This is a genomic window from Microbispora sp. KK1-11, from assembly GCF_006874435.1.
Lineage (GTDB): Bacteria > Actinomycetota > Actinomycetes > Streptosporangiales > Streptosporangiaceae > Microbispora > Microbispora catharanthi.
In genome coordinates, this window is record NZ_VIRJ01000008.1 from 137,149 (window position 1) to 154,307 (window position 17,159).

Consider the following 17,159-nt stretch of genomic DNA (forward strand, 5'->3'; position numbering starts at 1 on the left):
GGACGACGGGCTTATCGTCCTTGTCGTGCATATGAATCCCGGTATGCCGCTCGACGCGGACACGAGGCGATTCCGGCCCGCGATGCAGTGGGAATTGCGCGACTCCGGCCCGATGGACGGCCCCACGCATATCCAGGTGGGATCGCTGCGCGGCCGGGAGTGGTACGTCGACCACATGGGATTCGGCGCGCGCCGATTTCCGGACAAGCACGCGGCGTGGGCGGCGATACGCCGGTTGATGGCCATGCACCAGGGGCGGTGGGAGCAGGTGCCCTGCACCCACAAGCCCTTCTACACGGTGCGGCGCAGCGACGGCTCACGCGTTCTGTACGACCAGAACGAGCCCGAATGCCTCTACGGCAGCTGGGGCACCCTCAAGGAACGGCGCTGGGAGACCTATTGCGGCGCCTTCCAGGGCGGCACGACGTTGCGCCGCACGGAGACGCACTCCCTGTTCGAGGGAGCCATCACCCTGACCGAATACCGCGATCCGTTCGACGACGGCGTGCGCTTCGTGCTCGAAAGGATCCGTGAGTCGGGCGGGGACTGGCGGGTCATCGACTATCCGAGCCGCGATCTGGCGGAGACGCGATACGAGCAGTCGGTGCGGGCCAACGCCGGAGAACGCTACCCGTACAAGTCGAGCGACGTGGAAGGGGTGCCGGTCGACCGCGTCTCGGCCGACCCGCCGGGCATCCGGCGCCTCGCGTCGGGGGCGGTGGTCGCGACCGCCGACCTCGCCGAATACGAGCGGCTGTACGGCCGCACCGAGCCGCGGTGACCACAACCGGTCCTTCCGGGCACTCCACTCCACCTGCCCCCGCCGTGGCCTGGCGGACCTCCACCGGAGGCCGCCCGCGGCCCCGGCGCGTGCTCAGCGGACGTGGAGCCGCTCGTACAGTCCTGCCCCGGTCAGCAGAAGGAGCGCGAGGGTGAGCAGCGCGTGCGAGGCGAACGGCGCGCGCCGTGCGGGCGTCTCGCCTGCCGGGGCGTCCAGCGCGGGCCGGCCCAGCGTGATCTCCGGGTGGTGGGCCAGGTAGCCGGTGGGGAACGTGGTCACGGTCCCGCAGCCGCATCCGGGGCAGGTCGTCCCGGACCAGGGCGGCTCGACGGCCACGTCTCCACGAATCCACACCACGACGTCGACGCCCTGCTCGTCGCGCGTGCGGTGGACGACGTACTCCTCCTCCCAGACCAGCAGGCAGTGCAGGCACTCGAACGGCCACGCCTCCCTGGTGCCGACTTCCTCCCGCACCGTTACCACCCCCGAATTCACGACCCCCGCCTACGAGTCTCAACACAGGGTGAAACCACTGCAAGTGGTGCCAAGGACACGATCGGTAATGATTGCCCAGCCGGGCGGGTGCTTCTCGTGATCCGTCAAACCACTTCGAGCAGCTCGTCGACCAGGCCGAGCGCCAGCGTCTTGTAGCCCACGGAGTCGAACAGCACCGTGATCCGGTCCTGCTCGCGGCTCATCACGATCCCGTGCCCCCACTCGGCGTGCCGTACGTCCGCGTGCATCGGGAACCGCCCGTCGCCGGTCTCCGGCGGGGTCGCCGTCCCGGAGCGGCAGGTGTCGCAGTCGCCGCACGACCGCTCGTACGGCTCGCCGAAGTACTCCAGCAGGAAGCGGCGCCGGCAGCCGGTCGTCTCCGCGTAGCCGCGCATCATCTCCAGCCGGGAGTCCTCCATCCGGTGCCGGAGGTCGTCGATCTCCACAGCGCGGGCGGCGGCCTCGTCCGGCGGCGGGCCGTCCGGCGCGTAGCACAGGGCGCCGCCGTGGGTGACCTCGACCGCGCCCGCCCGTTCCAGCAGGTTGACGTGCGAGGTCAGCCTGGCGGCCCCGATGTCGAGGAGCTCGCGCAGGTCGGCGGCGGCCACCTCCCCGCCGTGCTCGTGGACCAGCGTCGCGACGCGCCGCATCAGGGCCGCGTCCGCCCGGCCCGCCGCGAAGAACTTGCGCAGCCCCAGGTCCTCGGGCCGGTAGAACAGCACGGCGTCGGCCGGGTTGCCGTCCCGGCCCGCCCGGCCGATCTCCTGGTAGTACGCGTCGAGCGACTCGGGGGGTGCGGCGTGCAGCACGTAGCGAACGTCGTGCTTGTCGATGCCCATCCCGAAGGCCGAGGTCGCCACGACGGTGTCGAGGTCGTCGTCCTGGAACCGCTCGTGGATGCTGCGGCGTTCCTTCGCCTTCATCCCCGCGTGGTACGCCTCGGCCCGGCGGCCGCGCTCCTTCAGCAGGCCGGCGAACTCCTCGGCCTGGCGCCGCGTCGCCACGTAGATCAGCCCGACGCCGTCCAGCCCGGCGGCGTGGTCGGCCAGGGCCCTGCGCTTGTCGTCGTCGCTCGTGAAGCGGTGGACCTCGAGACGGAGGTTGGGCCGGTCGAATCCCCGCACGATCTGCTGGGCCCCGATCAGGCCGAGCGACTCGACGATCTCCTCGCGCACGGTCGGCGCGGCCGTGGCCGTCATCGCGATCACCGGGGGATGGCCCAGTTGCTCGATGACCTTGCCGAGCCGCAGGTACTCCGGCCGGAAGTCATGGCCCCAGGCGGACACGCAGTGCGCCTCGTCCACGGCGATCAGGGAGGGCCGGGCCTTGGCCAGCCGCTCGACCACCTCGGGTTTGGCGAGCTGCTCCGGCGACAGGAACACGTACTCGGCGTCGCCCGCCGTGACCTGGTCGAGCCCCGCCTCGACCGAGCCGGCCGAGTTGACGGCCACCGCACCCGCGGCTCCCGCCTTCAGCAGGCCCATGACCTGGTCGCGCTGCAGGGCGATGAGCGGCGAGACGACGACCGTCGGGCCCTCCAGGAGCAACCCGGGCACCTGGTAGACGGCGGACTTGCCGCCGCCGGTCGGCATCACGAGCAGCACGTCGCGCCCGGCGAGCAGGAGCTCCATCGCCTCCTGCTGGCCCGGGCGCAGCTGCTGCCAGCCGAACGCCTCCCTGGCCGTGGCCCGCAGGCGCCTGCCCCTGCGTCCGAAGTGCCGGCCGCAGCGCCCCCCCGCCCAGCCCCTGGCCCAGCTTCCCGACCAGTCCCTCGACCAGCCGCCCCCCGTGCCCGCGAGCCTGTCGCCGGGCCTTCCGCCGGACAGGCCCCCGTACCTCTGCCTGACGCTCATTCCACCGCACCCCCTCGCCGGATCGGCCTGCAACTACCCGAGCGGAAAGGGCCGAACCGGAATAGCGTCAGGGACCCGGCGGCTTAGAGCCGATATGAGAGCGATTGTGTATTCCGAGACCGGTGACAGCGGTGTCCTGCGCCTGACCGACCGGCCGGTGCCCGAGCCGGGGCCCGGAGAGGTACGCGTGCGGGTGGTGCGCTCGGGCGTCAACCCGACCGACTGGAAGGCGCGGCGGAACGCGCTGAGCCACCCGGAGGCCGTGCCGAACCAGGACGGCGCCGGAATCGTGGACGCCACCGGGCCGGGCGTGACAGGAGTGGCCAAGGGAGACCGGGTGTGGCTCTGGGAGGCCGCCTGGGGGCGGCCGGACGGCACCGCTCAGGAGTACGTCGTCCTGCCCGAGCGGCAGGTCGTGCCGCTGCCGGACGGAGCCTCCCTCGACCTCGGTGCGAGCCTCGGCATCCCCGCGCTGACCGCGCATCGCTGCCTGACCGTGGCCGAGGGCGGGCCGGACCGGCTCGCCCCCGGGGCCCTCGACGGCAGGACCGTCCTGGTCGCGGGCGGCGCCGGGGCCGTGGGCAACGCGGCGATCCAGCTCGCCCGCTGGGCCGGGGCGACCGTGGTGACCACGGTCAGCGGGCCGGAGAAGGCGGCGCTGGCCCGGGCCGCGGGGGCGCACCACGTGGTCGACTACCGTCACGGGGACCCGGCGGCGGAGATCCGCGCCGTGGCCCCGGAGGGCGCCGACATCGTGGTGGAGGTCGCGCCGGGACCGAACGCCGCCCTGGACAGGGCGGTCACCGCGCCGCAGGGGGTCGTAGCGGTGTACGCGAACAACGGGGGAGACGAGGTCGCGCTCTCGGTGCGGGAGCTGTTCACCCGCAACATCCGCTACCAGTTCGTGCTCGTCTACACGGTTCCCGAGGCCGCCAAGGACGCCGCGGTGGCGGACGTGCGCGCGGCGGTCGCGGCGGGGGCGCTGCGGGTGGGGGAGGAGGCCGGGCTGCCCCTCCACCACTTCCCGCTGGAGCGTACGGCGGACGCCCACGACGCGGTCGAGTCGGGTGCGGTCGGCAAGGTGCTCGTGGACGTCGCACCGGAGTGAGCCCCCTGTGAGGCCGGGGGCCGGGAGGGGCCATGGATCTTTTCCGCGCGGGCGGTAGCGTCGAGGGCATGCGACTCGGAGTCCTGGACGTCGGTTCCAACACGGTGCACCTGCTGGTGATGGACGCGCATCAGGGTGCCCGGCCTCTGCCCGCGTTCTCCCACAAGGAGGAGCTGCGGCTGGCCGAGCATCTCGTCGACGGCGACAGGCTCAGCGAGGAGGGCGCGGCGCGGCTCGGCGCCTTCGTGCGCGAAGCGGCCCGCATCGCGGAGGACAAGGGCGTGGAGGACCTGGTCGCCTTCGCCACCTCGGCGGTCCGCGACGCGGTCAACGGCGAGGACGTGCTGGCCCAGATCAAGGCCGACACCCGGGTGGACATCCAGGTGCTGTCGGGGGACGACGAGGCCAGGCTGACGTTCCTGGCCGTCCGCCGCTGGTTCGGCTGGTCCTCGGGGCGGCTGCTGGTGACCGACATCGGGGGCGGGTCGCTGGAGATCGCCTCCGGCATCGACGAGGAGCCCGACGTCGCCGTCTCCCTCCCGCTCGGCGCCGGACGGCTCACCCGCGACTGGTTCACCGCCGACCCGCCCGATCCCGAAGAGGTCCGCGTGCTGCGGCGGCACGTACGCACCGAGATCGCGCGGACGGTCGGGGCGGTCGCCAGGTACGGCAGGCCGGACCACGCGGTCGCCACGTCCAAGACCTTCCGCCAGCTCGCGCGCATCGCGGGGGCGGCGTCGTCCGGCGAGGGCCCGTACGTCAAGCGGACGCTGACACACGAGGACCTGGTCGAGTGGACGGCCCGGCTGGCCACCATGCCGGCGGACCGCCGGGCGGAGCTTCCCGGCGTGTCCGCGGGGCGGGCCGCGCAGCTTCTCGCCGGCGCGGTCGTCGCGGACGCCGCGATGGACCTGTTCGAGCTGCCGGTGCTGGAGATCTGCCCGTGGGCACTGCGGGAGGGCGTGATCCTGCGCAGGCTCGACGGCCTGCCCATGGGTCGGCCCCCGGTGGCCGATCAGTAAGGTATGAAGGTCATCCAAACGGGGCAAGGCACCAATAATCGGCAATTTCCGTTCCTCTACGTGGCAGGTGATCGTCCACCGGCCACCGGAGTGCCGTAATCGGGGTCGACCTCTGGAGGAATCTAAATGGTGGAGCTGCTGGGAGCCGTGGTCTCCCTGGCGGCGGTGGCGGTGCTGGTGCTCGGAGCCGTGGTGGTCATCGCGATCGCGACCCTCGTATGGCTGGGCGTGATGGCGGTGGGCACCGGGCACGAGTCCTACGGGCGGGCGGCGCCCGTCCCGGCGGGCACGGGCGCGGACGCGTCCGGGAAGACGCCCGTCAACGCGTCCGGGAACACGCCCGTCAACGCGTCCGGGAACACGCCCGTCAACGCGTCCGGGAACACGCCCGTCAACGCGTCCGGGAACACGCCCGTCAACGCGTCCGGCAACGGACACGTGAACGGGCGCGCCGCGGGCCGGGGCCTGGACCGGCAGGTCCGGGCCGTCGCCGCCTCCGCGCGTCGCGCGTAGCGAGGCCCACGCCGGCGTCGGCGTCCCCGTCAGGTCTTTCCTGGCGGGGACGCCGTCGTCCGGGGCGCCTCGCCGCCGGACCGGCCGTCGTCAGCGGCTCTCCCTGCTCTGGCCGGACAGCGTCTTGACCAGTTCGGTGAGGTGGGCGACCTGAGTCTCCAGCCCGCGTACGCGCGCCTCGAGCTCGGACAGGGTGGGGGCCTGGAAGCCGTCGGCGATCTGCCTGCTCATCGTTCCTCCCGAGCGGGACCGGCCGGGGGAGACCGGTGTAGGGGTGCAGGACATGAGGGTCGTGCGGGTCGTGCATCTCTATTCCCCGAATATGTGATTTGGCACCTCTTCTCTGCGGGGAAGATGGAACGGTGAAGGTCGTCGTGCTCGCGGACACCCACGCTCCCCGGCGCTGGAAGTCCTGCCCGCCCGCGGTCGCCGAGCACCTGCGAGGGGCGGACCTGATCCTGCACGCCGGCGATGTCTGCACCGCCGGCGTCCTGGTGGAGCTGTCCGCGTACGCTCCGGTCCATGCGGTGCTCGGCAACAACGACGGCCCGGACGTCGCGGCCTGGGGCGCCCCCGAGACCCTCGAACTCGACCTCGGCGGGCTCCGGGTGGCGATGATCCACGACAGCGGACAGGCCGCCGGACGGACCGCGCGGATGCGGCGCCGCTTCCCCGAGGCCGACCTGGTCGTCTTCGGCCACTCGCACATCCCCATGGATCTGACCGGCGACGGGGTGCGGGTGTTCAACCCCGGTTCGCCCACCGACCGCCGCCGCCAGCCGCACGGCACCATCGGAATCCTCGACGTCGAGGGCGGCGTGCTGCGGCGGGCCGAGATCGTCCCCGTCACCTGACCTGCCTAAGGGCCGTACGGCGGGGCATGGGGCCGGTATGAGAGAGAACAAACCACAGCCCGACCCGCGTTCGCGGTTCGAGGACGAAGGCATTCCGGACCTGCAGGAGGGCACGCCCGAGCAGCAGTGGGCCGAGGACCCGCAGGAGATGCCGCTGCCCGGCGACCGGCCCCTGGGCCTCGACGAGTACGGCACCACGCCCAACGAGATGCGCGAGGGCGAGTCCATCGGCCGCCGCCTGTCCCGTGAGGTCCCCGACGTGGACGTCCGGTTCGGCACGGAGCCCGGCACGGCGGGTGGCCGTCGCGAGGAGAAGGCGGGCGAGGCCGACGACGAACTGCTCGACTCCTCCGAGGACGAGCTCGCCTACTCCTCCGGAGCCAAGGCCGACGTCCTCGGCGAGGGCGGCGACGAGCCGTACGAGAGGTACGGGACCGGCACGGGCGACGAGGCGGGCGGCTACGGGTCCGGCGAACCGGCCGATTACGCGACCGCCGACCCCGCCCAGCCCGGCAGGTACGGCACCGCGGAGCCCGGCCGGGCCGGTCGGCTCGTCGATCCGGACGGCGGCATGGGCGTGGACACCGAGAAGGACATGATCGCCGAGGATGTGGGGCCGGATTTCGGCGGCTACACGGCGGAGGAGCAGGCGATGCGCGTGGAGGACGAGACGCCGTAGGACGAGACGCCACAGGGGGAGACGGCGGCGGCCGTGCGGCCGGGCCGCCGCCGCGTGGCGTGCGGGGCGGGGAAGGAGCCGCGAGAGGACCTCGCATTCGTTACGCTGCCTCGATGGCGGGAGTTGAGGAGCCGCGGCACGAATGGCGGGTGCCGCGCGGGATCGTTGCGCTGAAGGCCGTCGGCACGATGCTGTGCGGTGTGCTGGCGGTCGCCGGCGACGGCGCGCAGCTCTTCCTCGCCGGCGTGGCCACCCTGGGCTTCGGCCTGCTGACCGGCCGCGACCTGGTCGCGCCGGTGCGGCTCACGGCGGGGGAGGACGGGCTGGTCGTCACCGGGCTCTCCGGCCGGGAACGCATCTCCTGGAACGACGTGGACCGCATCCGGGTGGATGCCCACCGCCGCTACGGCCTGACGACCGAGTTGCTGGAGATCGACGCCGGCGAGCAGATCCACCTGTTCAGCCGTTTCGACCTCGGCGAGCCGGTCGTCGACGTGGCCGAGACGCTCATGCGGATGCGCCCCTGATCCGTGCGCGCGTCGCGGTTCGGGAACGGTGCAAGCCGATCGCAAGCGTGGGGCCCTAAGGTCCGACCGTGTCACAAACCGCTCTCATCACACTGATCCTCTCGGGTCTCGGGCTCGTCTTCGGCCTCATCGGCGGCGGCATCACCATGAACGCCCGGGAGTTCCGCCGCCGGGCGCAGCGCACCCGCGGCCTGGTCGTCGGGCTGCGGGCGAGCCGGTCCGACGACGGGACCTCGTACTACCCGATCATTCGTTTCACGACCGTCTACGGCCAGCAGGTCGAGGCCGAGACCACCTACGGGAGCAACCCGCCGCCCGCGCGGCCGGGTGAGGAGGTCACGGTGCTGTACGACCCGGCCAGGCCGACACGGATCCGCATCGACAGCGCGGCCGGGAGCGGCACGCTCCTCGGCGGCATCTTCCTCGCGGTCGGCATCGTCCTGTTCACCGCGGGGGCGGGGGTGGCGCTGGCCCAGGCGTTCTGAGCCCAGACGTTCCGTCCCCGCCCCCTCCGGCGCATGGGTCATTCGGTCGCGCAGGCCGCCCCGTTCAGGGTGAAGGCGGTGGGGGCGGGGTTGGCGCCGCTGTAGGACCCCTGGAAGCCGAAGCTCGCCGTGCCGCCGCCCGCGCCGATGGTTCCGTTCCAGGTGGCGTTGGACGCGGTGACCTGCCGGCCCGACTGGGTGATCGTCGAGTTCCAGTAGCCGGTGACCTTCTGGTCTCCGGCGTAGGTCCACTGGAGCCGCCAGCCGTTGACCGGGCTCGACGACCTGTTGGTGATCGTCACGTCGGCGGTGAAGCCGCTGCCCCAGTCGTTCACCTTGTAGGTCACCACACACCCGCCGGACGACGGCGACGGCGACGACGAGGGCGACGCGCTGGCGCTGGGCGAGGGGCTGGGGGACGGAGAAGGCGACGCGGACGGTGATGGGGAGGGTGAGGGCGATGGGGAGGGGGACGGGCTGGAACCCGTGTAGGTCAGCCCGAAGCCGTATTCGAACAGCGCCTGCTTGCCGTCCCCGGCGTTGATCGGCTCCTGGTCGGCGCTGCGCGGCCACGTCATCGGCAGCTTCCCGCTCGGGGCGTGGTCGCCGAACAGCACGTCGGCCACGCCGCGTCCCTCGGTGCCCGGCAGCCAGGCCGCCACCAGCGCGTTCCACTGGTCGACCTGAGCGGCGACGTCCAGCGGCCGGCCGGAGACGAGGACCACGACCAGCGGCACGCCGGACGCCTTGAGCCGCTGCAGCGTGGCCAGGTCGGTGGAGTCGAGGCCCATCGACCCGGTCCGGTCGCCCTGCCCCTCCGCGTACGGCGTCTCGCCCACGACGGCGATCGCCGCGCGGTAGGAGGAGTCGATGCCGCTGCCGTCGCGGTTGTAGGTGACCTGCGTGCCGGAGCCGACGGCGTCGCGGATGCCCTGCAGGATCGTGGTCCCCTGCGTGATGTTCCCGGACGAGCCCTGCCAGCTGATCGTCCAGCCGCCGCTCTGGTTGCCGATGTCGTCGGCGCTCTTGCCGGCCACGAAGATCTTGCCGCCGCTCTTGCCGAGCGGGAGCACGTTGCCCGCGTTCTTCAGCAGGACCAGCGACTTGCGCACGGCCTCGCGGGCGATGGCGCGGTGTGCCGCGCCGCCCACGGTGGAGGTGTAGGACCGGTCGGTCAGCGGCCTCTCGAACAGCCCCAGCTCGAACTTCTTCGTAAGGATGCGCCGGTTGGCGTCGTCGATCCGTGACATCGCAATGCGCCCGGCCTGGACCTCCGACTTCAGCAGCGAGACGAATCTCTTGAAGTCGGTCGGCACCATCACCATGTCGACGCCCGCGTTGATCGCCGTGGTGATCTCGCTCGCCGTGAAGCCGGTCTGGCCGTCGAGCTGGTCGATGCCCGCCCAGTCGGTGACCACGAAGCCGGTGAAGCCCAGCTCGCCCTTCAGCACGTCGGTGAGCAGGTACTTGTTGCCGTGCATCTTCACGCCGTTCCAGGAGCTGTAGGACACCATGACGGAGCCCACCCCGCGCTGCACGGCGGCCCTGAACGGCGCGAGGTGGATGGCCCGCAGGTCGGCCTCGCTGAGCTCGGTGTTGCCCTGGTCCCTGCCGCCCGTGGTGCCGCCGTCGCCCACGTAGTGCTTGGCGGTCGCGAGGATGGAGGCGTTCCCGGCCTTCTGGAAGCCGTCGACGATCGTCGTCATCTGGGTGACGAGCTGCGGGTCCTCGCTGAAGGACTCGTACGTGCGCCCCCAGCGGTCGTTGCGGGCCACGCACAGGCAGGGGGCGAAGGTCCAGTCGATTCCGGTGCCCGCCACCTCCTCGGCCGTCGCCCGCCCGACCCGCTCCACCAGATCGGGGTCGCGGGTCGCCCCGAGCCCGATGTTGTGCGGGAAGATCGTGGCGCCGACCACGTTGTTGTTCCCGTGCACGGCGTCGATCCCGTAGATCATCGGGATGCCGAGCGGGGTGGACAGCGCCTGCCGCTGGAAGTTGTCGTACATGTCGGCCCAGGACGACGGGGTGTTCGGGGAGGGCGCAGAGCCGCCGCCGGACAGGATCGAGCCCAGCCGGTAGGTCGCCACGTCGGAGACCGTCGTCAGGGCCGACCGGTCGGCCTGGGTCATCTGCCCGACCTTGTCGTCGAGCGACATCCTGGACAGCAGGTCGTCCACCCGCGCACTCACCGGAAGGCTCGGATCCTTGTAGGGGGCGTCCGCCGCCCGCGCGGCCTCGCGATCGCCGATGAAGACGGCGCCCAGCGCCACGGCGAGCAGCGCGACGAGCGCGGGTATCCAGACGGGTCTCAGCCGGGATGTCATCACGTCCTCCTCGATGTCCCCGCCGACCGTAGGAATCGCCGCGAATTCGGGTCAAACGATGTGACTCCCGGACACTCGCCACCAGCCGTGGGCGAGGAAAGTTTCACGCACGCGGCCCGGCTTCCGCCGAGGGCGGATCCGCTGCGAGCGAAGATCGCGCCGGCGGGCGGCCGGGCGGACCTAGCGTCGCCACATGGATCTGGTCGAACTGCTCCCGAGCCTGTATTTCCTGCGCTTTCCCGTCGGGCACGTCTACCTGTGGCGTGACCCTGACGGGCTGACCCTGATCGACTCAGGGCTTCCCGGCTCCGCGCCGCTCATCGAGGACGCCGTTCGTTCACTCGGGCACTCGCCGTCCGACGTGCGGCGCCTGGTGCTGACGCACTTCCACGAGGACCACGCCGGCTCGGCCGCCGACATCGCCTCCTGGGGCGAGGTCACCGTGTACGCCCACCGCGACGACGCGCCCTTCGTCCGGGGCGAGGCGGCCGGACCTGCGCCGATCCTGTCCGGATGGGAGCGGGAGCTGTGGGACGCGGTCCACGCGGGCATGCCGCACGTGCCCGCGCCGCCCGTGCGCGTGGACCGCGAGCTGGGCGACGGCGACACGCTGGACTTCGGCGGCGGGGCGCGTGTGCTGGCCGTGCCCGGTCACACTCCCGGCAGCCTCGCGGTGCACCTGCCCGGACCGGGCGTGCTGTTCACCGGTGACACCGTCGCCCGCGCCCCCGACGGGCAGGTCATCCTCGGCGTGTTCAACGCCGATCCGGCCGGTGCGGTCGCCTCGCTCGCACGGCAGGCGGCCCTCGACGCCGAGATCGCCTGCTTCGGCCACGGCGAGCCCGTCACCGAGGGCGCCTCCGGACTCATCAGGGACGCCGCGGCCCGCCTCACCGGGTGAAGCCGGCCAGCTCCTCGGCGAACTCGATCTGGGGCTCGGCGACGAGCAGCTCGCCGAACCTGGCCACGAAACCCGAGACGTACGGCATCGCGAAGTGGGCCTCGCGCGCTGCGTCGTCCACGTACTTCTCGTAGATGATGAACGTGTCGGGGCCCTGCCGATGGAGCACGAAGGCCACGGCTCCCTCCTCGTCCCGGGTGACGGCGGCGATGTCGCGAAGCGTCGCCTCCACCTCGCCCGCGTGTTCGGGCTTGGCCCGCAGGATCGCCACGCATACCGACACCGTCCGGTCTCCTCTCGTGCAGGACCTCTGAACCGCGGATCATGATCAGCGTACGGCGCGGCACGTGGAAGCGGTACCGCAGCGGGACGGCCGCCGAGATCGCAGGGGTGAGGCCGGTGCGGAAGGGGGATGTCTCGACCGTCACCTGTCCCCCAGCGGCCGCCGTGGGGAGCCGCAGTTAGGGGTGCGCATGCGCATCACCGCCGTCGAATCCACCGAGCTGTTCGTCCGCATGGCCACCGGCGAGGGCCCGCGCCAGGTGGTCCGCGTCGTCCTCGACGAGGTGCCGGACGACACGTCCCCGGTGGTCGAGGTCACCGGCCCCGGGGTGCGGGGCGAGCACACGGCGGACGGGCGGCCGCCCGGCACGGTGCCGGTGCCGGCCCGGCTGCCCCTGATGGTGGAGGTGCCGGTGGAGGCGGCCGCGCCCGCCGCGGTCCCGGGCGCGCGCGTCCCGATCACCGTGCGGGCCGCCGCGGGCCGGGAGCGGTGCACGGCCGAGGGCGAACTGCTCGTGGCCGAGCCGGGGTGGACGGTCTGGATGATCCCCCACTTCCACTACGACCCGGTCTGGTGGAACACCCAGGCCGCCTACACCGCCACCTGGGACCAGGCGGGCGGCCTGGCGCAGGCGAACCGGCAGGAGTTCCAGCACGCGGGATTCGACCTCGTCCGGCTCCACCTCGACACCGCCAGAAGGGAGCCCGAATACAAGTTCGTGCTCGCGGAGGTCGACTACCTCAAGCCGTACTGGAACGCCCACCCCGAGGACCGGGCATACCTGCGTCGCCTGCTCGCGGAGGGCCGGCTGGAGATCATGGGCGGCACGTACAACGAGCCGAACACCAACCTGACCGGCCCGGAGGCGACGATCCGCAACATCGTCCACGGGATCGGCTTCCAGCGCGACGTGCTCGGCGGCGATCCGGCGACGGCCTGGCAGCTCGACGCGTTCGGGCACGACCCCCAGTTCCCCGGCCTGATCGCCGAGGCGGGGCTGACCTCCAGCTCGTGGGCGCGCGGGCCCTACCACCAATGGGGCCCGATGCTCGCCCGCGGCGGCTGGGGCGACCCGTCGGTCATGCAGTTCCCCTCGGAGTTCGAGTGGCTGTCGCCGTCGGGGCGCGGGGTCACGACCCACTACATGCCGGCCCACTACAGCGCCGGGTGGTGGATGGACTCCGCGCCGGCCCTGGAGCAGGCCGAGGCGGCCGTCTACGAACTGTTCACGCTGCTCAAGAAGGTCGCCGCGACCCGCAACGTGCTGCTGCCCGTCGGCACCGACTACACCCCGCCCAACAAGTGGGTCATGGAGATCCAGCGCGACTGGAACCGGCGCTACGTCTCGCCCCGCTTCGTGTGCGGGCTGCCGAGGGAGTTCTTCGCCGCCGTGCGGGACGAGGGCGTCCGCCTGACGCCGCAGACGCGGGACATGAACCCGATCTACACCGGCAAGGACGTGTCGTACATCGACACGAAACAGGCGCAGCGGCACGCCGAGACGCGGCTCGCCGACGCCGAGAAGTTCGCCGCCGTCGCCGCGGCGACCCTCGGCGCGCCCTACCCGCACGCCGCCCTCGACAAGGCCTGGCGTCAGATCGCGTACGGCGCGCACCACGACGGCATCACCGGGTCGGAGTCCGACCAGGTCTACCTCGACCTGATGACGGGCTGGCGGGAGGCGTACGACCTGGGCGGGCGGGTCCTCGACGCCTCGCTGCGCCGCCTCGGCGAGGGGCTGACCGGCGTCGCCGTCTGGAACCCCTCCTCCTGGCCCAGGACCGACCTCGTCCGCGTGCGGCTGACGCTGCCCGAGCCGGGGGCGTACGGCGTCGCGCTCGACCCGCCCGCGCGCGGTCTGCTGCTCGAGCATCCCGAGCGGCACCCCGACGGCAGCCTCGCGGCCGTGGACGCGGTCTTCGTCGCCGGCGACGTGCCCGCGCTCGGGTATCGCACGTTCCGGCTGGTGCCCACCGCCGAGCCCGCCCCCATCGGCTGGGCCGTACGCGAGGGGAGCAGGATCGAGAACGCCACGCACGCGGTGGAGGTCGACCCCGAGCGCGGCGGGGCGGTGTCGAGCCTCACCGTCGGGGGCCGCGAGCTGCTGCAGCAGGACCGGGTGGGCAACGAACTGCTTGTCTACGACGAGCACCCGGCCCACCCCCGCTTCGGCGAGGGCCCCTGGCACCTGGTGCCGAGCGGCGGGGTGAGCGGCTCGGCCGCCTCCCCCGCGGAGGTCACCGTCGCCGAGTGCCCCGCGGGCCGGCGGATCACCGTCGGCGGCCGGGTCGGCCCGGTCGTCTACACGCAGGAGATCACGCTCTGGGACGGGCTGCCGCGGGTGGACCTCACCACCCACGTGGACGAGTTCCACGGCTCCGACGTGCTGCTCCGGCTGCGCTGGCCGGTGCGGGTGCCGGGGGCGCTGCCGGTGAGCGAGGTCGCCGGCGCCGTCGTCGGCCGCGGGTTCGGCCTGATCGACGTGGACTCCGCGGAGCACCCGTGGACGCTGGACAACCCCGCGCACAACTGGTTCGCGCTGTCGTCCACGGCCCGCGTCGCGCTGCGCTCGCCCGCCGGACGCCCCCTCGGCGCGCGGGCCGTCGGCGTCGCCGAGATCATCGCGCCGCGGGACGCGGCCGCCGGCGACCTGAGAGACCTCGCCGTGGCGCTCGTACGGCAGGGGGTGACCTCGACGTGTTCCACCGGGCCCGGCCCCCGGTACGGCGACCTCGCCGTGGACTCCAACCTGCCCGACGTGCGCATCGCGATCGGCACGCCGGAGGAGAACCCGTTCGTCGCGGCGCTGCTGGACGACGCGGAGGCCGCGGAGCTGCGCGCGCGTCTCGACGCCGAGGGCCGGGCCCGCCTGTGGGTGCCCGCCGACGAGCCGCTGGAGAAGGTCTGGGTGCCCGGCGCGGATCTCACCGGCCCCCGCGACCTTCCGGTGCTCGTGGTCTGCGGCGAGGGCGCGGTCGGGGAGCTGGTCGCGGACCTCGCCGACGCGGCCGTGGAGGTGGTGACGGACGCCGAGCCTGCCGACGCGGTTCTCGACGACTACACGATCGGGCTGGTGAACCGGGGCATCCCGGGCTTCGCGGTCGATCCTTCGGGAGCGTTGCACGTGTCTCTGATGCGATCGTGCACCGGCTGGCCGTCCGGCGTGTGGATCGACCCGCCGCGCCGCACCGCGCCCGACGGTTCCGGCTTCCAGCTCCAGCACTGGACCCACTCGTTCGAGTGCTCGCTGGTGGCCGCCCCGGGCGACTGGCGCGCGGCCGATCTCGTACGGCTCGGCCACGACGTCAACCACCCGCTGGCGGCGACCACGGGGCATGACGGGCGGGACTGGCAGGACGGACCGGCGGGCGAGTCGCGGTCGTTCCTGGAGACCGGGCCCGGCCTGGTCCTCACCGCGCTCAAGGCGGCCGGGAACCCGATCGCCTCGGGCCGGACGCCCGGTCCGGTGACCGCGCTGACCGCCCGCGTCCACGAGGCCGGCGGCGGGACCGTCCCGCTGTCGGTCGCCACGACACTGCCCCTGGGACCGTGGCGGCGGGCCGATCTTCTGGAGAACGTCACCGGGGACGCCCCCGGCACACTCGACGGCATGGAGATCGTCACGCTGGTCGCTCCGCTCCGTCCCGGTCCGCCGCCGGAAGGCGCGGGGACGGACGGCGTGGGGACGGACGGCAGGGTGGCGGACGGCGGGGCCGTCCCCGCGGTGCCGGAGACCGAGCCGCACCAGCCCGTTCACACGCGCTACTGGCTCGGCAACACCGGGCCCGCGCCGATGGGCGATCTGCCGGTCGCCGTGCACCTGTCCCCGCCCGACCTGGACGTCGCGGGGCCGGTGGACCTGACCCTGACCATCGCCTCCAGCCTCACGGAAGACCGGGCGGAGGGCGTGGTCACGCTCACGGCCCCCGACGGCTGGTCGGTGGCGCCCGCCGTCCGGCCGTACGTGCTGCCTCCGGGAGGCCACGCCACCGTGCCGGTGCGGCTCACACCGCCCCCCGGTGCCGAGGCCGGCCTCCACCTGCTCGCCGCGCGCACCGAGTTCGGCGGCCAGGCGTACGAGGACGTGACCCGGCTGCACGTGTTCCGGCCGGGGGAGGGCGGGCGGCGGTCGCCGGGGCTGGAGGTGACGCTGGAGGGTCTCGGCCACCCGCCACACCTGCGGCTGACGCCCGGCGGCCGGGCGGAGGTCGTGGTGCGGTTGCGGTCCGAGGCGCGGTCGCCGGTCGCCGCGCAGGCGCAGCTCGTCAGCCCGTGGCAGACGTTCGAGATGTTCCCCGAGTGGAACGGCGGGGCCGTCGTGCCGCCCGAGGGCGAGGCGGAGGTGCGCTTCCCGGTACGCGTGCCGCCCGGCGCTCGCCCGGGCCGCTGGTGGGCGCTCGTGAAGATCGCCTGCGCCGGGTGGCTGCACTACACCGACACGATCGAGGTCGAGGTCGAGCGGTGAACGGCCCGGACGCACCCCCGACCGGCGGCGCCGCACCGGCGGCACGCGGAGAGGACGGCGGGCGGCGCTCGGGTCCGCCTGCCGTGCGGGCCGCGGCGACGGCGGGGGATCGAGTGATCACGGTCGCCGAGGTGGACCGGCGGCTACGCCTGCTGCGCAGCGGCCCGCTCGCGGCCCGGCTGCCGCGCCCGGAGACCGCCGAGGGCCGCAACCTGCGCCGCTGGCTGGTGCAGGTCATGGTGGCCGAGGCGCTGGCCGAGCAGGAGGCGGCCCGTCTCGGCCTGCCGGCCGGGCATCCGGCCCCGCCGGGGCCGCGGGCGGTGCTCACGCCGGCCGGCGCGCTCCGCACGGGCGGCGTCGCGGCCGCCGTCCTGGTGACGACGCCGGCCGCCAGGGCGGTGTGCCGGGCGCTGTCCGCGGGGCGCGAGCCGTCCGAGGAGGAGGTGCGCGACTACTACCGGCGCAACCTCGACCGGTTCACCACGCCGGAGACACGCTGGGTCCTTCCGTTCGGCGCGGTCCGGCGCGGGGAGATCGCCGGGCCGCTCGAGGACGCGGTCTTCGCCGCCCGCGAAGGTGAGACGATCGGGCCCGTGGAGGGCCCCGGCGGCCCCTGGACCCTGGTGGTCGAGCGGATCGAGGCGGCGCGGCGAGAGCCGTACGCGGCCGTGCGGGAGCGGATCCGCGCGGAGCTGGCGAAGGAGAACGAGGAGCGGGCCTTCGCCCGGTGGCTCGACGCACGGCACGCCGACGCGGTCGTGCTCACGCCGGGGCACGAGCATCCGGCCGACCCGGCCCAGCCCGACGCCGACCACCGGCACTGACCATGCGAAACACCCGGTTCCTGGCGGTCCGACCCCGGCGTTTCG

At 73.2% G+C, this 17,159-nt stretch carries 16 protein-coding genes; 11 read left to right on the top strand and 5 right to left on the bottom strand.

Annotation, left to right across the window (positions count from 1 at the left end; translation table 11 throughout):
* Positions 1 to 43 precede the first annotated feature (43 nt).
* Positions 44 to 781 carry a hypothetical protein gene (locus tag FLW16_RS14445; RefSeq protein ID WP_142560523.1) on the top strand — a complete coding sequence of 246 codons (738 nt, stop codon included), beginning with the start codon at positions 44 to 46 and terminating at the stop codon, positions 779 to 781.
* Positions 782 to 874: 93 nt separating this feature from the next.
* Here the strand turns inward: FLW16_RS14445 and FLW16_RS14450 are convergent, their stop codons facing one another.
* Together FLW16_RS14450 and FLW16_RS14455 are read right to left on the bottom strand one after the other, a co-directional pair.
* Entirely contained in the window at positions 875 to 1,255 is a 381-nt protein-coding gene (locus FLW16_RS14450) for a hypothetical protein (RefSeq protein ID WP_142560524.1), read from the bottom strand.
* 125 nt (positions 1,256 to 1,380) lie between these two features.
* On the bottom strand, positions 1,381 to 3,129 hold the full coding sequence (locus FLW16_RS14455) for an ATP-dependent DNA helicase RecQ (protein ID WP_142560525.1): 1,749 nt from the start codon (positions 3,127 to 3,129) through the stop codon (positions 1,381 to 1,383).
* Positions 3,130 to 3,223: 94 nt separating this feature from the next.
* Between FLW16_RS14455 and FLW16_RS14460 the strand changes: the two genes are divergently transcribed.
* The 3 genes from FLW16_RS14460 to FLW16_RS14470 all read left to right on the top strand — a co-directional run bounded on the left by FLW16_RS14460 (position 3,224) and on the right by FLW16_RS14470 (position 5,772).
* On the top strand, positions 3,224 to 4,237 hold the full coding sequence (locus FLW16_RS14460; protein WP_142560526.1) for an NADPH:quinone reductase: 1,014 nt from the start codon (positions 3,224 to 3,226) through the stop codon (positions 4,235 to 4,237).
* Positions 4,238 to 4,305: 68 nt separating this feature from the next.
* Positions 4,306 to 5,259, top strand: a complete 954-nt coding sequence (locus tag FLW16_RS14465; protein ID WP_142560527.1) for a Ppx/GppA phosphatase family protein — start codon at positions 4,306 to 4,308, stop codon at positions 5,257 to 5,259.
* A 126-nt stretch (positions 5,260 to 5,385) separates the two neighbouring features.
* Positions 5,386 to 5,772 (top strand): hypothetical protein, encoded by a 387-nt coding sequence (locus tag FLW16_RS14470; protein ID WP_142560528.1) that lies wholly within the window; start codon positions 5,386 to 5,388, stop codon positions 5,770 to 5,772.
* A 90-nt stretch (positions 5,773 to 5,862) separates the two neighbouring features.
* Here FLW16_RS14470 and FLW16_RS43670 read toward each other — a convergent pair whose 3' ends face one another.
* Positions 5,863 to 6,003, bottom strand: a complete 141-nt coding sequence (locus FLW16_RS43670; protein WP_185949415.1) for a hypothetical protein — start codon at positions 6,001 to 6,003, stop codon at positions 5,863 to 5,865.
* A gap of 131 nt (positions 6,004 to 6,134) precedes the next feature.
* Here FLW16_RS43670 and FLW16_RS14475 point away from each other — a divergent pair, with 131 nt between their 5' ends.
* The 4 genes from FLW16_RS14475 to FLW16_RS14490 all read left to right on the top strand — a co-directional run bounded on the left by FLW16_RS14475 (position 6,135) and on the right by FLW16_RS14490 (position 8,317).
* Complete coding sequence (locus FLW16_RS14475; protein WP_142560529.1) at positions 6,135 to 6,626, top strand: metallophosphoesterase family protein; 492 nt, start codon at positions 6,135 to 6,137, stop codon at positions 6,624 to 6,626.
* 37 nt (positions 6,627 to 6,663) lie between these two features.
* Positions 6,664 to 7,305: a DUF5709 domain-containing protein gene (locus tag FLW16_RS14480; RefSeq protein ID WP_142560530.1), complete on the top strand. Its 642-nt coding sequence runs from the start codon at positions 6,664 to 6,666 to the stop codon at positions 7,303 to 7,305.
* Positions 7,306 to 7,418: 113 nt separating this feature from the next.
* Positions 7,419 to 7,832, top strand: coding sequence for a PH domain-containing protein (locus FLW16_RS14485; protein ID WP_221891073.1), 414 nt, complete (start codon positions 7,419 to 7,421; stop codon positions 7,830 to 7,832).
* Between the two features lie 68 nt (positions 7,833 to 7,900).
* Entirely contained in the window at positions 7,901 to 8,317 is a 417-nt protein-coding gene (locus tag FLW16_RS14490) for a DUF3592 domain-containing protein (RefSeq protein ID WP_142560531.1), read from the top strand.
* Between the two features lie 38 nt (positions 8,318 to 8,355).
* Here FLW16_RS14490 and FLW16_RS14495 read toward each other — a convergent pair whose 3' ends face one another.
* Positions 8,356 to 10,641, bottom strand: coding sequence for a glycoside hydrolase family 3 N-terminal domain-containing protein (locus FLW16_RS14495; RefSeq protein ID WP_142560532.1), 2,286 nt, complete (start codon positions 10,639 to 10,641; stop codon positions 8,356 to 8,358).
* Positions 10,642 to 10,834: 193 nt separating this feature from the next.
* On the opposite strand from FLW16_RS14495, the gene FLW16_RS14500 reads away from it, so the two are divergent.
* Positions 10,835 to 11,542: an MBL fold metallo-hydrolase gene (locus FLW16_RS14500; RefSeq protein WP_142560533.1), complete on the top strand. Its 708-nt coding sequence runs from the start codon at positions 10,835 to 10,837 to the stop codon at positions 11,540 to 11,542.
* On the opposite strand, the gene FLW16_RS14505 is transcribed toward FLW16_RS14500, so the two are convergent.
* Entirely contained in the window at positions 11,532 to 11,825 is a 294-nt protein-coding gene (locus FLW16_RS14505) for a putative quinol monooxygenase (RefSeq protein WP_142560534.1), read from the bottom strand. The two genes, FLW16_RS14500 and FLW16_RS14505, sit on opposite strands and share 11 nt — an antisense overlap.
* Positions 11,826 to 12,015: 190 nt before the next feature.
* Between FLW16_RS14505 and FLW16_RS14510 the strand changes: the two genes are divergently transcribed.
* Entirely contained in the window at positions 12,016 to 16,290 is a 4,275-nt protein-coding gene (locus FLW16_RS14510; protein ID WP_142560535.1) for an NEW3 domain-containing protein, read from the top strand.
* Positions 16,287 to 17,114 carry a peptidylprolyl isomerase gene (locus FLW16_RS14515; protein ID WP_142560536.1) on the top strand — a complete coding sequence of 276 codons (828 nt, stop codon included), beginning with the start codon at positions 16,287 to 16,289 and terminating at the stop codon, positions 17,112 to 17,114. Before FLW16_RS14510 ends, FLW16_RS14515 begins: the two co-directional genes overlap by 4 nt.
* The last annotated feature ends 45 nt before the right edge of the window (positions 17,115 to 17,159 follow it).

Coding starts and splice junctions, on each gene's coding strand:
- FLW16_RS14445 (WP_142560523.1), top strand. CDS start 44: ATGCCGCTCGACGCGGACACGAGGCGATTCCGGCCCGCGATGCAGTGG.
- FLW16_RS14455 (WP_142560525.1), bottom strand. CDS start 3,129: ATGAGCGTCAGGCAGAGGTACGGGGGCCTGTCCGGCGGAAGGCCCGGC.
- FLW16_RS14460 (WP_142560526.1), top strand. CDS start 3,224: ATGAGAGCGATTGTGTATTCCGAGACCGGTGACAGCGGTGTCCTGCGC.
- FLW16_RS14465 (WP_142560527.1), top strand. CDS start 4,306: ATGCGACTCGGAGTCCTGGACGTCGGTTCCAACACGGTGCACCTGCTG.
- FLW16_RS14470 (WP_142560528.1), top strand. CDS start 5,386: ATGGTGGAGCTGCTGGGAGCCGTGGTCTCCCTGGCGGCGGTGGCGGTG.
- FLW16_RS43670 (WP_185949415.1), bottom strand. CDS start 6,003: ATGAGCAGGCAGATCGCCGACGGCTTCCAGGCCCCCACCCTGTCCGAG.
- FLW16_RS14480 (WP_142560530.1), top strand. CDS start 6,664: ATGAGAGAGAACAAACCACAGCCCGACCCGCGTTCGCGGTTCGAGGAC.
- FLW16_RS14485 (WP_221891073.1), top strand. CDS start 7,419: ATGGCGGGAGTTGAGGAGCCGCGGCACGAATGGCGGGTGCCGCGCGGG.
- FLW16_RS14495 (WP_142560532.1), bottom strand. CDS start 10,641: ATGACATCCCGGCTGAGACCCGTCTGGATACCCGCGCTCGTCGCGCTG.
- FLW16_RS14500 (WP_142560533.1), top strand. CDS start 10,835: ATGGATCTGGTCGAACTGCTCCCGAGCCTGTATTTCCTGCGCTTTCCC.
- FLW16_RS14510 (WP_142560535.1), top strand. CDS start 12,016: ATGCGCATCACCGCCGTCGAATCCACCGAGCTGTTCGTCCGCATGGCC.